Below are 13,076 nucleotides of genomic sequence, written 5' to 3'. Positions count from 1 at the left end.
CGCAGGACCAGGACTACATCAAAGGCTTCCCGGCGGTCGAAAGCGAACTGGGCGTCAACCTGGAACTGCAGCAGGGAACGCCGTGGACGCGGGCGATCAACAACACCGCGCTGTCGGCCATCCGCGTGCGTCTGTCGGTGCCGACCCTAAGCAAGGCAGACACCAGCAACGGCGACATCAAGGGGCATTCGGTCCAGTACGCGATCGACCTGTCGACCGATGGTGGTTCGTTCGTGACCGTCCTGAACAGCGCTTTCACGGGCAAGACGTCGACAAAGTATGTACGCAGCCACCGCATCGATCTGCCGGCGGCATCCAGTGGCTGGATCGTCCGGGTGCGGCGCATCACCCCGCAGGCCAACAGCGGGTCGGTCGCTGACCTGACCTTCGTGGAGTCCTTCGCGGAGATCCTCGACGGCAAGTTCCGATACCCGAACAGCGCGCTGGCCGCCGTGGTGGTGGACGCGTCGCAGTTCCAGAACATCCCAACGCGTGCGTATCACATCCGCGGCCGCATCGTGCAGGTGCCGTCGAACTACAACGCGACGACCCGTGCGTATACCGGTATCTGGGACGGCACATTCCAGCCGGCGTGGACCAACAACCCGGCGTGGATCTACTACGACCTGGCCACCAATCCGCGCTATGGCCTGGGGCATCTGGTGCAGCCGTCGCAGGTCGACAAGTGGGCCCTGTACAAAATCGCCCGCTACTGCGACGAACTGGTGTCCAACGGTGCCGGCGGACAGGAACCCCGCTTCACCTGCAATGTGTACCTGCAGACGCGAGTCGATGCGTTCAAACTGCTGCAGGACCTGGCGTCCATCTTCCGCGGTATTTCGTTCTGGACCGGGGCCACCATCAAGGCCGTGGCCGACATGCCGGAAGACCCGGTGTACATCTACACCGCGGCCAACGTCATCGACGGCAAGTTCCTGTATCAGGGAAGCGGCAAGAAAGCGCGTCACACCGTAGCGATGGTCAGCTGGAATGACCCTACCGACTTCGGACGCGCGAAGGTAGAGCCGGTCATCTTCGAAGAGGGCATCGCCCGCTACGGCATCAACCAGACCGACATCATCGCGTTCGGGTGCACGTCCAAGTCGCAGGCGCAGCGCGCCGGGCGCTGGCTACTGTTCACCGAACACATGGAAACCAACACGGTGACGTTCTCCGTGGGCCTGGAAGGCACGGTGGCGCAGCCTGGGCAGGTGGTGCTGGTCGCCGACCCGGCCCGTGCAGGGCGGCGCATTGGTGGCCGCGTGTCACTGGCCACCAACAGCGCCATCACGGTGGACGCCGCGCCCACCGTGGCGCCAGGCGACACGATCAGCTGCGTGCTTCCCGACGCCGTGGCGCAAGAACGGACCGTGCAGTCCGTGGTCGGGCGCGTCATCACCACCACGACCCCGTTCACCGATATCCCGGTGGTCGGCGCGGTCTGGACCGTGCAGAGCGAAACGCTTGCGGCACAGAAGTTCCGCGTTATCAGTGTGACCGAGAACGAGGGGATGACGTACACCCTCACGGCGATCCAGCACGCGGAAGGCAAGTTCGATGCGGTGGAAAATGGCGTCTACGTCGAGGCTGCGCCCACCACCATCCTGCCCCCCAGCGTGCAGCTTCCGCCCACCGGAATCACCATCACGCACCGTGAAGTGGCGGGCGAGATCACCGCGCAGGTGGTGGTCAATGTCGACTGGCAGGCGATCGCTTCCGCGATCGTCTACGACGTCGAATGGCGGCAGGGGCAGGGCGAATGGATCGCGGCGGGCCGCGTGGCCGGCACGTCGGTGGATGTGCCAAACGTGCTGCCGGGCACCTTCGAAGCGCGCATCACCGCCATCAATTCGCTGGGCATCAAGTCGTCGCCGGTAAAGTCCGCGACATACAGTGTGCCCGACCAGACCGTGGCGCCCGACGGTCTGATAACGCCTGGTCGACTTGGCGGCAGCGGCGTCAACGTCCTACCCGACCAGTACAGCACGTTCGAAAACACGACGCTTCCGCAGCTGGTGCCGTCCAACCTCACGGCCAGCCGCGATGCCACCTTCAAGAAGGTGGCAGCAAGCCTTCTTCTTCAGCGGCAGACAGCTGGAACGTCGGGCTTTATTTTCTTGTGCCCGTCGCTGGGCTGGAACATCCAGCACACCACAGGAAAGCGGTACATCGTGTCCTTCTATTACCTGACGAACAGCATTACGTCCGGTAGTGTTGATTTGCAATCAAACACCCTCACCGACTCACCATCAGGCCCGCTCACGTTTGTCAACGACGGACAATGGCGCCGTATCTCTGCGCTACTAGACGCCAGCGCAATGACCGGCGAGCGCATTGCTATTCGCCTTTTGGTCAATGGTGCAAACGGAACCGACATCCGGATTGACGGTGTAATGATTGAAGAGGCCGTCGGAACGCTCAATAGTCCGTCGGCCTATTCGCGCGGTACGCCGGCCGGCGTGGCGCTCTCCGCTCTGATCACCGCACTTTCCGCGCAGGCGACGGCGGATGGTCAAGTTGATATCTATCGGCAGGCGGCCGCGCCATCCATCGGCGGTGGTGGCGCAAAGATCGGCGACTACTGGCAGGACAGCGACGACGGGAAGTGGTACTGGTGCAACGGCTCTTCATGGGTTGAGTCCACTGACAACCGACTGCCGCAGGCAATTATTGACGCCAGCAATGCGCAGGGTGCAGCAAATACCGCGCAGACGACTGCTAACGCTCGCATCCGTTTGTTTGTGCAAGATGCCACACCGGGCGCTGGTAGCTACATCGTTGGTGATATGTGGTATCGCCCGAGCTACAAAGACACATATTACTGGAATGGCACAGGCTGGTCGAAGAACGCCGACGACTTTTCGGCCGCGACGGACTCGCTGGTTTTTAACCCGTCGTTTGAACAAGCCGACCTGTATTGGAATCGTGATACCGGCATGTACACCGAAGAGAATGCAGCCGCTCTTAGCGGTTCCCGCATCATGGTGTTCAGCGCTTCGTTGGGAAACCCGAACGCACGTGCGGTCAACCAGAAGTCTATTCAGGTACGACCCGGACAAGTCATCTCCGTCATCGGCTGCGTTGGCCGCTGGCAAAACCTCGCCAATGGTGAGAGTGCAATCGGCCTTGTGTTCTACAACAAGGACGGCACCTTCATTGGAGAGAAGAATCTTGCATGGTCATCGGCACCGTCTACTGGCCAGCAGGCTAACGGCTATTGGCGCACGGTCACTGGAAAGATCACTGTTCCATATGGAGCAGTGAGGGCGAACGCCAATCTAATCACCACTGGATGCAACGCCGGTTTCTGGGTGTTTGACAACATCCGCCTCGCTTTTACCGACGACCAGCCGCGCGCCGTCAGTAGTGGCGAAAGCTTCGTGCCGAACGGAAATTTCGGCCAGAACTTTGGTCAGTTCCCGATCAATCAATATGCACCAGTCCAAGGCGAGTTCGTCGCAGATGGCTGGATGAACGATAGCGTTGGTGGCGCATACACATCTGCGGTCGGCGTTGGGTTGGAATCGTATGCCGCCGGCAATCAGATGCAACTCTTCATTGGTGACAGCGGCGGCACCGCAGGGCCCGGATCGAATCAAGTGTATGTCCGCACGGGCGATCGCTTCGCTGTTGAGCCGGGCGAGAAATTTATTGTGCGGTCGGAAGGCGTAGTAGATATCGGCACCACTCGGCCAGCCGGCATCGATATCTTTACCTACTGTGGCCTCAACTTCTACAACAAGGACGGTGCAGACATCGGCTACGGGGGTCGGCAGGCCGCCAACCACTCAGGGTATTGGCTTACCGAACACCTTGTCACCATTCCAGCCGGTACTGCTTACGTTCGCCCGATTGTAGGCGTGCAGTGGAACAACACCACCGGCGGCAATGTGACCATGCCGTGGGCAACTACGCACGCGCGCTTCCGCATGTGTCAAATCCGTCGACAGACGACACTCGACCAGAACCAGATTACTGACGGCACGACCTATGGGCGCACAGCCAACGTCGACCTGGCGATGGATGCTGGGGTCCGCCGCATCGGCCTGAACGTGCGGGGCAGTCGTGTGATTCTTGGCGGCGCGCGCAACAGCCGTGCTTCGCTGGTCGCTGGTATCGCATCCGTCAGGAACGCCACTGCACTGACCGCAAATAGCTCCGGCCAGGTGACGGTCAATGCGCACAGTACGAACATCAGCGGTGAGACCGTCAGCTATAACGCCGTCACCAATGCGGTGACGGGCCTGACGCAGGGCGTCACGTACATCATCTTCACCTTGGACCCGTACCTGGACGGTGGAACCCGAACCTACTACGCGCAGACCAATGTGCTGAATGCGCAACAGGCTGGCGAAGGTGCCATCGTGGTGGGCAACGTCACGATTCCGACAAGCGGAACCGGTTCAGGTGGTGGACCCGGCACCGGCAACCCGGGCGACTGGTGCGTGGACTTCGACACGGTGCTGCCCGATGGGCGCCTGGTACGCGACCTGAAGCCGGGCGATCTTGTCCCGTGCATCGACGTGCGCGTGCCGCGCGCAGAAGTGGAAGCACACGCCGTGCGCACCATCAGCATCGGCGATGAAGAGTGCTACCGCCTGGTGACTGAGTCAGGCGCGACCATCGTTCAGAGCGCGTCCACGCCGATGGATCTGCCAGACGGGCGCATCAGGAAAACGCCGCAGATGCTGGGCCAGCAGGTGCTGGTGCAACGCGATGGCCGCATGACGCCTGAACTGGTCTGTGATCTGCAGTTCGTCGGTGCCCGCCAGGTGGTGAAGGTCGACTTGGGTAACCGGATGTTCCTTGCCGGCGAGGTGGCCGGCATCGCGATCGCCACTCACAACGCGCAGTACAAACCATGAGGATGACGCAGTGAAACTGATTCAGATCCAGCTACCCGGCCACCCCACGAACCTTCCCGAAAACGTGGAGGTGCGCGACTTCCACGAACAGGACAGCGACGTGTACATGCGCGTGGTGATGGAAGTCGACCTGTCCGTGAAGGCAGATCACTTCCACATGACGGCGCAGGCATGGGAAATGAATGCCGACGGCACCTTCAAGCAGGCGCCCAATGGCTACGCCAGCCGCAGCAACAGCACCACCCACACCGTCCACCAGGACAACATTGGTGACACCATCGAAATGGACGATGCGTGGGTGCGGCACACGGGCGAAGTCACAGCGGAAGCACTGATGACCCTGCCGCGGTACGACGGCCGCCCGAACTGGAAGGGCGATCAATACGGCGACCTGGTGTGGGACCCGACCGCACAGAGCGGCGCCGGCCAGGCGTGGCGCTGGCAAGAGGGCTTTGCGGACGGCACCGCCCGCGCCAAGGTCGAAAACCTGCTGCGTGTTCTGGGCACCAGTGACCTGCGTTCGGGCTTCGCTTTCCGCAAGGGCAGTGCGCCGGAATGGGCGCCGAAGCCAGAAGAGCTGGCCACCGCCACGCCCGCCGGCACGCTACCCACCGAGTTGCCGGCGGCGACCGAGGGTGCGGAGTGAACGCGGCGCTTGTGGTCATCACGGCATTACTGGTCGCGGCGTTGATCTTCGTGTGGCGCCGTGTTCGCCGACTGGAAAGAGCGGCGCCCGTCACTCCACCTTCCGCGCCCCAGGCCACCGGAGTGGAAACCCGCATGCTGTCCCTGGAACGGGCAGAGCGCTTGCGCCGGCAGCGCGAAGCCGAAAACCGATAGGAGCCCCGCACCATGATCAGTTACGAAGACTTCCTGGCCAACGCCGACGCGGAAGACATCCGCGTGATGAACCTGCTGTCGCAGGGGCAAACCATCAGCTTCAACGATGCCGGAGAAGCCGAAGCCATGTTCCAGCGCATCGGCCGGCTGGACGGCGCCGGCTTCGTCCTCCGCGCTTCGCGCCACTTCGAACGCGTCGACGACGTGTTGTGGCAGCGGTTCGATGGCCTTATCGATCCGGTGGCAGCCAACTACCTGGCGCGCGCGGCCAGCGAGCGCGTGCAGTTGAGTCGTGACCCGCTGCCAACGGAGGGATGAGGCGTTAACCGGCACGGTAGACCGACCATCCCGCGGCGCGTGAAATGCTGACATGACCGCGCCGCAACTCCCGCTGCCGATCCGCCAGGACATCGCCATCAAGCGCGTGATCCTGCCGGCGTTGAAACTGCTGCCGGCGGCCATGACCAGCATCGAGGCCATCGTGATGCTGTTGGCCATCGCCCTGCAGGAATCGGCGCTGGAACACCGCTGGCAGGTCATCGACGCCAAGCGACCCAATGTGAAGGGCCCGGCGCGCGGGTTGTGGCAGTTCGAACTGGGCACGAAGGCGTCGAGGGGCGGGGTGTGGGGCGTGTACCTGCATCCCGCCAGCCGCTACTGGTTGGCGCAGATATGCGCGGCACGCGGCGTCGCGTTCGAACCGCGGGCCATCTGGCTTGCCCTTGAAGCCGACGACCTGCTGGCGTGCTGCGTCGCGCGCCTGCTGCTGTTCACCGATCCGAAGCGCCTGCCGGCGCTGACCGACACGAAGGCGGCGTGGGATCTGTACCGCTTCCGCACCTGGCGCCCCGGCAAGCCGCATGCCGGCAAGTGGCCGCTGAACCATCGCATGGCTGTCGCGGCCGCACAGGCGCACTACGCATGAACCATCACGCCATTCCCGATGCGCTGCTGACGCTCGCACTGGCCGTCACCGTGCCGTTGTGGCCGGGCATCGATGCGTTCAGCAGGTACCCGGTGCTGGGCATTCCGGTGGCGGCGCTGACGGCGGCCATGCTGGGGTCTGGTTTCAGCTATCTGAAGCGCAAAGGGCAGGACGTGGAGGCGGTGCCGCTGCGCCTGCTGGGGATCGCGGCCGATGCTTTCATTGGCGGATGGATCGCGGTGGCGCTGGCCCACATTCCGCAGCTGTCGCCGTATGGCATGAACGCCATCCCGGTGGAGGCGGTTGCCGGGCTCGCGGCTTTCCTGATGCAGGTGGTGCGCATCAAGGCGGCCGACTACTTCGAACGCACCTTCCAGGCGGGGTTGAATGCCTGGGTGGCGGTTTTCACCAGGGGGAAATCTCGGAATGAGGACACCCCATGATCTGGATACTGCTGACCGTCAACGCGCTGGTGTGCTTCGTCATCTTTTGGGTGTGCGGCACCTTCCTGCTGGTCGCTGACCGGCCCACGTGCGTGCGGAAGGCCACAGCACAGGTCGGCCTGTTGCTGGCCATGGTCGGCGCGTTCGCCACCGGCATGGCCCCGCTGGTGCAGCCGCACGTGCCGGGCTGGTGGTCGGTGCTGTTGCGCGTGGGCATTGCGATGATCGCGCTGGCGCAATACGACAAGGCGTTCGGCATCGCGGATCAGGCTCGCAGCCTAGCCATCACCGTGCAGACGGTACCGCTGCGGCTGTCGCTGTGGTGGTCCGAACGTCTGGCGATCGCGCACCGCAACGCGCGGCTGAAGCGCTGATGGCGCTGCGCGACCAGGTTTCCGCCTGGGGCGCGGCGGGCCAGTGGATCGCCGGCATGGTGCTGGTCCTGCTGTTGTCGTGGGCAGCGCTGGCGGTGTCGGTCGGCGTCAATGCCTGGCAGTGGCGCAAGGCTGGCGCGGCGAAGGCGGAATGCCGCACGAAGATGGAGCAGGCCGCCCGCTTCGCCATCGAGGCCGAGCAGAAGCGCGCCACGCAGGCCGAGGCACAGGCCCGCGCGATCGCGACCGACACCCGGGCCGACACCGCGCGCAGCGCCGCGCAGACGCAGAGGAACACGTATGCACGGGAAACCGCACTGGCCAGTGTTGCTGTCGCTGGTGATTGCCGCATGCCTGCTGGTGGGATGCCAAGCATCCAGCCGGCAATCGACGAAGCCAACGCCGCCGCGGGTGACTGACTGCCTGGACGAACCGGCCGGCGAGTTCCCGCCCGAGCCTGCAGACCCGGCACCCGGTCAGCCCATCACCGATGCGGTGCTGCTGGCGTGGAAGCTGTGGGGCAACCGCGTGATGGGTGTGGCCACCACCGACCGCATCCGCTGGCGTGGCGAGCGGCGCTGCATCCGCAAGATGGAAGCCGCCGGCCAGATCCGCTGATCAGCCCGACGTGGGCTGCACGTAGGGCTCGCCATCGGACTGAAGGCCGATGCGCAGACGCAAAGGCTGACCAGCGACCACGCGCTGGCTGACTTCGCGGCGGTAGCGGTCGGCCTGCGAATCGCACAGCCCGCCGCCGGCCGGCGCGACACCCACCAGGCGATCGCCGGCAGGCAGGTGCAGGGTAGCGGTTTCCGCGCGGCGGATCATCAGCGCCGGCTTGCCGTCGACCAGGAAAGCGAGAGGGCACCCGGCGTTCATCATGCCGCTGTCGCGCGTGATGGTGACCGGTGCGGTGTCGCTGCCGGCGCTGGCGAAGGCCAGCACGCGATCGGCCGGCACGGCGGCAGCTGCGGTGGAATCGACGGCGCGCGTGGCGCAGCCGCTGACCAGTAGCGCAAGCACGATGATGCAGGACTTCATGTCGGCCCCCTTCAGCAGATCCCGAGAAACTGTATCAGCCCCTTGCGCTGTTCGTCTGTGAGGGTGTCAAGCCAGGCGTGGAGCTTTTGCAGCGTGTCGTCGCCATAGGTGGCGGTTATCTCCCGCACCACCTTGCCGGCATCGACATCGGGGGTGCCGCGACCGGTGGCCAGCCATTCGAACGCCACCCGAAAATCGGTGGCCAACGTGATCATTCGCTCGAGTTCGGGCAGGGCCAAGCCCGCCAGCCATTTGCGGGCGGTTTCGCGGGTGACCGCGTAACGGTTGGCGAGTGCGCCGGTCCGGGCGCGGTCAGCTGGAAACCGGGCGCGGTCGAGCGCCTTGTGCAGGCGCCCGGCGAATTCCTGATAGGGCGCGGTTGGCATGGGACTCTGTAGGAGGCCCGCCACTCCAATCAGGGGTTCGGCCACCGTGCGGGGGCGGGGGCCAGGCGGCCCCACGTTCAGACCGCAACCCATTGTTGCGCAGCACCAGCCGACGAATGGCAATTTTGAGTTGTTGACAAGCGCAATTTGCGGTTGTAGTTTGCGCAACTATGAATTGCATCCCGACCCAACCTCAGAACCCGGTCGACCTGTGGGTGGCGCTGTTCCCGACCGTAGGCGAAGCCGCCAATGCGGCCGGCGTGTCCACCGAAATGCTGCGCAAGATCCGCCGTCGTGGGTACGTTTCCACGCGGGATCGGGCCATCAAGATGGCGGAGGCGGCGGGCGGGGTAGTGACGGCCGCCGAACTGCTGGCGGTGCATCAGGCCGCGGGGGCGCACTGATGCGCGCCCTGGGCTACATCCGCGTGTCGACCGAAGAACAGGCGGGGCAGGGGCATAGCCTGGCCCTGCAACCCGACATGATCCGCCAGTGGTGCGGCCTGTTCGGCCACACGCTGGTCGACGTCGTCGAGGATCGCGGCGTCAGCGCCGGCACCGCGCTGCACAAGCGCCCCGGCGGCCGTGAACTGCTGCGCCGCCTGCGCGCTGGCGAAGCCGATGTGGTGGTGGTCTATCGCCTGGACCGGCTGTTCCGCAATGCGCAGCACGGGCTGAACTTCGTGCGCGACGAACTGGACCGCACCGGCGTGGYCCTGCAGTCCATCAGTGAAAAGGTGGACACCACCACGGCGGTGGGCAAGTTCGTGCTGACCATCCTGATGGGTGCGGCCGAATACGAACGCGACCTGGTCCGCGAGCGCACACGCGCCACGCAGCAGTCGCTGCGCGAGCGGGGCAGGGTGTACGGCACCACGCCGTATGGCTGTGTGGCCATGGGCGGCACGTGGAGCGATGACGCCGGCCGCGTGGTGGGGCAGTCGCTGTTCCGCGACCCGGCCACCTGGCCGCACCGCGAACTGATCATGGACCTGCGCGGCCCGCACGACGGCCCGGCGCAGATGAGCCTGGAAGCCATCGCCGACGAACTGTTCAAGCGCGGCATACGCGCGCCCAACGGCGGCAAGCGCTGGCAGAAAACGTCGGTGTCTCGGGTGATCAATTCGCATGGCGGGTTGAAACATATCCCGCCCATGCCGGTGGTTCACGAAGCGGCGGTTTCGGGAGGTGAGCAGGCATGACCACGCGCCCCGGCCGCCACCCCAACCAGACCCGCCCGGGGTGGGTTTATCAGGGCACCGACGCGCTGAAGAACGCCACGCTGTCGTGCTGCCAGAAGTCTTACGCGCTTTCGCTCCGTCGCCAGCTGGCATCGCGCCTGATGCGCGAGGCGGCTGACGTTTCCATCCACTTCACCCGGTCGCCGCTGGGTGCGGAGTACGCGGGGATCTTCGACGCATGCCGTCGTGAAGTGGCCCGTATCGAACGCGCCGACCGGCGCCTAGCCCATCAGGTACACGCATGAGTCACGACCAACCCATCCGCGCCCTGTTCGCGCCCGAAGCCATGCCTGTGCGCGATGAAAGCGGGTATGCACATCATCCCGATCTGGACCGGTTCATGGTCGGCGACGAACCCGATGACATAACACTGGACACCCATGCCATCCGGGATGCCGGCTTCGAAGTCAGTTTCCATGGGCTCGATGTCGACCACGACGAAGGCGAGCCGGAACACGACGAGTACTGGGCGGACGGTGGCGGCGTCACAAAGTGGCAGCCGTCATCGCCGGACGGCGAAGGCTGGCAGCTGGTCGCGGTGTACGACACCGAAGACTTCGGGCCGCAGTCGCTGTGGCTGCGCAAGGTGGCGGCATGATCTTGGACGCATCCATCCTGCCGCCGGCCGACGCGGCGCGCGCCGCCGCACTGATGCACGAAATCGCCACGCTGCGCGAGGCGCACGAATGCATCACCGACTCTGCCACGCCCGCCGTGATTTACGGCCGCGTCGACAGTCTGATCAACACGCGCCAGGACGAACTGCTGGGATTGTTCCAGAAGTCGCAGGGCGTCGAACTTGCCGAGGTCAACACCCGTGGCTAACCCTCGCCCGACCCGTTCGCAGGTCATTTCTACGCTGGTCAATGCCGCCGTGCTGGAAAGCCGCACGCAGTGGAACGCCTATGCGGCCGAAGTGGTCCTGCACTACCACGACACCGTGGCGGTGGAAGACCGCGACGTGGAATTCCACGTGGCCACCACCGCCGACAACCACGAACGTGCTACGCGTCTGAACACGCAGACGGTGCGCCGCATCCTGTCGGGCGAGATCCGCATGTGCGTGGACATCGAAGAGTCGCTGATCAATGCGCTGCCCGATCCGTACCGCGACCACGTGCTGGCCGAACTGCTGGGCCGTGACGGGCTGATCCTGGCACGCAAGCCGCCCATGCCTAACGACGTGGTGGGGCAGGTGGGCGCGCCCGCGGAACTGATGCGCCGCGCGGCTGACGCCGTGCAGTCCATTGCGGTGATGCTGGCCGACAACAACGCCATCGGCCCGGAGGACCAGCACCACTTCGCCAAGGCCTTGGAAGAGCTGCACGAAAGCATGGGCGCGCATCTGACTGCCGCAGCCATGATCACCGACGCCATGGGCAAGCTGCCGGGGGCCAAGCCCTCGCTGAAGGTGGTGGGCTGATGGCAATGAATGCCTGGCAGCAGTGGTTCCCCGGTTCCGATCCCGACCGCCACGGCTGGTGGCGGCTTATCCGTTTCGAACAGGTCGACGCCGAAGGCAAGCCGGTCGGCAAGCCACAGGTGGCACTGACGCCGGGCAACTACCCGCGTCAGTTCCCCAGCGAGGACATCGCCCAGCGCGCCGCCAAGTTCCTGAATGCCGAAGAGGCCGAGGACAGCGCCMATGCGTGACATGGAAGCCCGCAAGTTCGAAGGGTGCTGCCGGTACATCGGGTTCGACCCGGTGCCGAAGGGCAAGTCGCCCAATCTGGAATTCGTTTCCGATGACGGCGCGCTGCGCGTGCCCGCCGTCATGCAGTCCACCCCCATGGGCACGCGCCTGTATCGCCGCGGTTCGCTGGAAAAGCTGGTCGCGGTAGCGCGGGCACGGCCCGCAAACAAGGAAGCCCCCGGCGCTGGAACGCCGAGGGCTTCGGATGACCAAACCCGTCTAGGAGATTGACCGTGCACCAGTGCATCACAGGCGGCGCGACGCCGCAACCCCCGCAGTTTCCGAAGGTCAGCCATCGCCTGATGGTGCGCGTCAACATGCGGCGCGACGCGCACCGCTGCGGTGTGCCGGCAGGCCCCGCGCTGGCGGCCGTCGACCGCGCCTGGTCCACCACCGGCGGCGATCGCTACGCCGCGCGCCGCGCGGGCTGGGCAGCCACCGACGCGCTGCGTGCGCGGCTGCTGTCGCGGGAGGGCTGACCCATGTTCTTCCGCAACCTGGTGATGTTCCGTTTCCCGCCCACGATGGTGTGGCAAGTCGGTCCCGACCCGATGGACGCCGAAAAGCCGTGGCTGCAGGACCTGCTGGCAGATGCCGCACTGAAGCCGGTCGGGCCGCTGGAACTGTCGTCGCGCGGTTTCGTGTCGCCGTTCGGCCGAGATAACGATGCGCTGTTCGCGCAGGCCGGCGATGCGCTGTGGCTTACCGTCGGCGGCGAGGACAAGATCCTGCCCGGCGCCGTGGTCAACGAAGCGCTGCAGAAGAAACTGGCCGAGATCGAGGCCAAGGAAGGGCGGAAGCCCGGCGGCAAGACGCGCAAGCGCATCAAAGACGACCTGCTGCACGAACTGCTGCCCAAGGCGTTCGTGAAGCCGTCACGCGTCGACGTGTGCATCGACGTGCGCCGCGGCGTGGTGGCGGTGGATACGGCGTCCCGCAAGGTGGGCGAGGGCGCGGTGTCGGAGATCCGCCGGGCGCTGGGAAGTTTCCCGGCGCTGCCGCTGAACGCCGAAGTGGCCCCGCGCAGCGTGTTGACGGGCTGGATCAGCGGCGAGCCGTTGCCCGATGGCCTGTGGATGGGCGAGGACGCCGAACTGCGCGACCCGATGGAGGGCGGCTCCGTCATCAAGTGCCAGGACACGGACCTGATGTCGCAGGAGATCGCCGGCCATCTGGAAGCGGCGAAGCAATGCACGCGCTTGGCGCTGGTGATGGACGACTGCGTCAGCTTCGTCCTGGGCGAAGACCTGGTGGTGCGCAAGCTGAAGT

At 65.1% G+C, this 13,076-nt stretch carries 20 protein-coding genes; 18 read left to right on the top strand and 2 right to left on the bottom strand.

The genetic code is table 11. The features are described from left to right. The 8 genes from AC04L7_RS04130 to AC04L7_RS04095 form a co-directional block, all read left to right on the top strand. Positions 1-4,865: TipJ family phage tail tip protein (locus AC04L7_RS04130; RefSeq protein ID WP_475512563.1), on the top strand; the 4,865-nt coding region annotated here is incomplete at its 5' end. Between the two features lie 10 nt (positions 4,866-4,875). Beyond that, a complete protein-coding gene (locus AC04L7_RS04125; protein WP_435998572.1) occupies positions 4,876-5,511 on the top strand; it encodes a hypothetical protein in 636 nt (211 codons plus the stop codon). A gap of 206 nt (positions 5,512-5,717) precedes the next feature. Beyond that, positions 5,718-6,023 (top strand): hypothetical protein, encoded by a 306-nt coding sequence (locus tag AC04L7_RS04120; RefSeq protein WP_435998574.1) that lies wholly within the window; start codon positions 5,718-5,720, stop codon positions 6,021-6,023. A gap of 52 nt (positions 6,024-6,075) precedes the next feature. Beyond that, entirely contained in the window at positions 6,076-6,630 is a 555-nt protein-coding gene (locus AC04L7_RS04115) for a hypothetical protein (RefSeq protein WP_435998576.1), read from the top strand. After that, positions 6,627-7,073: a hypothetical protein gene (locus AC04L7_RS04110; RefSeq protein ID WP_435998578.1), complete on the top strand. Its 447-nt coding sequence runs from the start codon at positions 6,627-6,629 to the stop codon at positions 7,071-7,073. Before AC04L7_RS04115 ends, AC04L7_RS04110 begins: the two co-directional genes overlap by 4 nt. Then, positions 7,070-7,447 carry a hypothetical protein gene (locus tag AC04L7_RS04105; protein ID WP_435998580.1) on the top strand — a complete coding sequence of 126 codons (378 nt, stop codon included), beginning with the start codon at positions 7,070-7,072 and terminating at the stop codon, positions 7,445-7,447. The genes AC04L7_RS04110 and AC04L7_RS04105 overlap by 4 nt, the downstream gene beginning before the upstream one ends. After that, on the top strand, positions 7,447-7,866 hold the full coding sequence (locus AC04L7_RS04100) for a hypothetical protein (protein WP_435998581.1): 420 nt from the start codon (positions 7,447-7,449) through the stop codon (positions 7,864-7,866). Before AC04L7_RS04105 ends, AC04L7_RS04100 begins: the two co-directional genes overlap by 1 nt. Next, positions 7,859-8,065, top strand: a complete 207-nt coding sequence (locus tag AC04L7_RS04095) for a hypothetical protein (protein WP_435998583.1) — start codon at positions 7,859-7,861, stop codon at positions 8,063-8,065. Before AC04L7_RS04100 ends, AC04L7_RS04095 begins: the two co-directional genes overlap by 8 nt. Here the strand turns inward: AC04L7_RS04095 and AC04L7_RS04090 are convergent, their stop codons facing one another. Next, positions 8,066-8,488: a hypothetical protein gene (locus tag AC04L7_RS04090; protein ID WP_435998585.1), complete on the bottom strand. Its 423-nt coding sequence runs from the start codon at positions 8,486-8,488 to the stop codon at positions 8,066-8,068. Between the two features lie 11 nt (positions 8,489-8,499). Beyond that, positions 8,500-8,874 carry a helix-turn-helix domain-containing protein gene (locus AC04L7_RS04085; protein ID WP_435998587.1) on the bottom strand — a complete coding sequence of 125 codons (375 nt, stop codon included), beginning with the start codon at positions 8,872-8,874 and terminating at the stop codon, positions 8,500-8,502. Positions 8,875-9,044: 170 nt separating this feature from the next. Here AC04L7_RS04085 and AC04L7_RS04080 point away from each other — a divergent pair, with 170 nt between their 5' ends. The 10 genes from AC04L7_RS04080 to AC04L7_RS04035 all read left to right on the top strand — a co-directional run. Further along, positions 9,045-9,278 (top strand): hypothetical protein, encoded by a 234-nt coding sequence (locus AC04L7_RS04080; protein WP_435998589.1) that lies wholly within the window; start codon positions 9,045-9,047, stop codon positions 9,276-9,278. After that, entirely contained in the window at positions 9,278-10,075 is a 798-nt protein-coding gene (locus AC04L7_RS04075; RefSeq protein WP_475512562.1) for a recombinase family protein, read from the top strand. The genes AC04L7_RS04080 and AC04L7_RS04075 overlap by 1 nt, the downstream gene beginning before the upstream one ends. Next, the gene (locus AC04L7_RS04070; RefSeq protein WP_435998593.1) at positions 10,072-10,359 is read left to right on the top strand and encodes a hypothetical protein; all 288 of its coding nucleotides are present in this window, start codon (positions 10,072-10,074) and stop codon (positions 10,357-10,359) included. Before AC04L7_RS04075 ends, AC04L7_RS04070 begins: the two co-directional genes overlap by 4 nt. Further along, on the top strand, positions 10,356-10,712 hold the full coding sequence (locus AC04L7_RS04065) for a hypothetical protein (protein ID WP_435998595.1): 357 nt from the start codon (positions 10,356-10,358) through the stop codon (positions 10,710-10,712). The genes AC04L7_RS04070 and AC04L7_RS04065 overlap by 4 nt, the downstream gene beginning before the upstream one ends. After that, entirely contained in the window at positions 10,709-10,939 is a 231-nt protein-coding gene (locus AC04L7_RS04060; RefSeq protein ID WP_435998597.1) for a hypothetical protein, read from the top strand. The genes AC04L7_RS04065 and AC04L7_RS04060 overlap by 4 nt, the downstream gene beginning before the upstream one ends. Continuing rightward, complete coding sequence (locus AC04L7_RS04055) at positions 10,932-11,537, top strand: hypothetical protein (RefSeq protein WP_435998599.1); 606 nt, start codon at positions 10,932-10,934, stop codon at positions 11,535-11,537. The genes AC04L7_RS04060 and AC04L7_RS04055 overlap by 8 nt, the downstream gene beginning before the upstream one ends. Next, a complete protein-coding gene (locus AC04L7_RS04050; RefSeq protein ID WP_475512561.1) occupies positions 11,537-11,767 on the top strand; it encodes a hypothetical protein in 231 nt (76 codons plus the stop codon). The genes AC04L7_RS04055 and AC04L7_RS04050 overlap by 1 nt, the downstream gene beginning before the upstream one ends. A 1-nt stretch (position 11,768) precedes the next feature. Next, the gene (locus AC04L7_RS04045; protein ID WP_475512560.1) at positions 11,769-12,038 is read left to right on the top strand and encodes a hypothetical protein; all 270 of its coding nucleotides are present in this window, start codon (positions 11,769-11,771) and stop codon (positions 12,036-12,038) included. 2 nt (positions 12,039-12,040) lie between these two features. Next, the gene (locus AC04L7_RS04040) at positions 12,041-12,286 is read left to right on the top strand and encodes a hypothetical protein (RefSeq protein WP_435998605.1); all 246 of its coding nucleotides are present in this window, start codon (positions 12,041-12,043) and stop codon (positions 12,284-12,286) included. Between the two features lie 3 nt (positions 12,287-12,289). Continuing rightward, on the top strand, positions 12,290-13,076 hold a 787-nt coding region (locus AC04L7_RS04035; RefSeq protein WP_475512559.1), incomplete at its 3' end, for a recombination-associated protein RdgC.

The sequence above is a fragment of the Pseudoxanthomonas sp. LjRoot204_2 genome, from assembly GCF_056175765.1.
The sequence above is the reverse complement of the archived record's forward strand: the minus strand, read 5'-3'. Positions and strand labels throughout refer to the sequence as shown.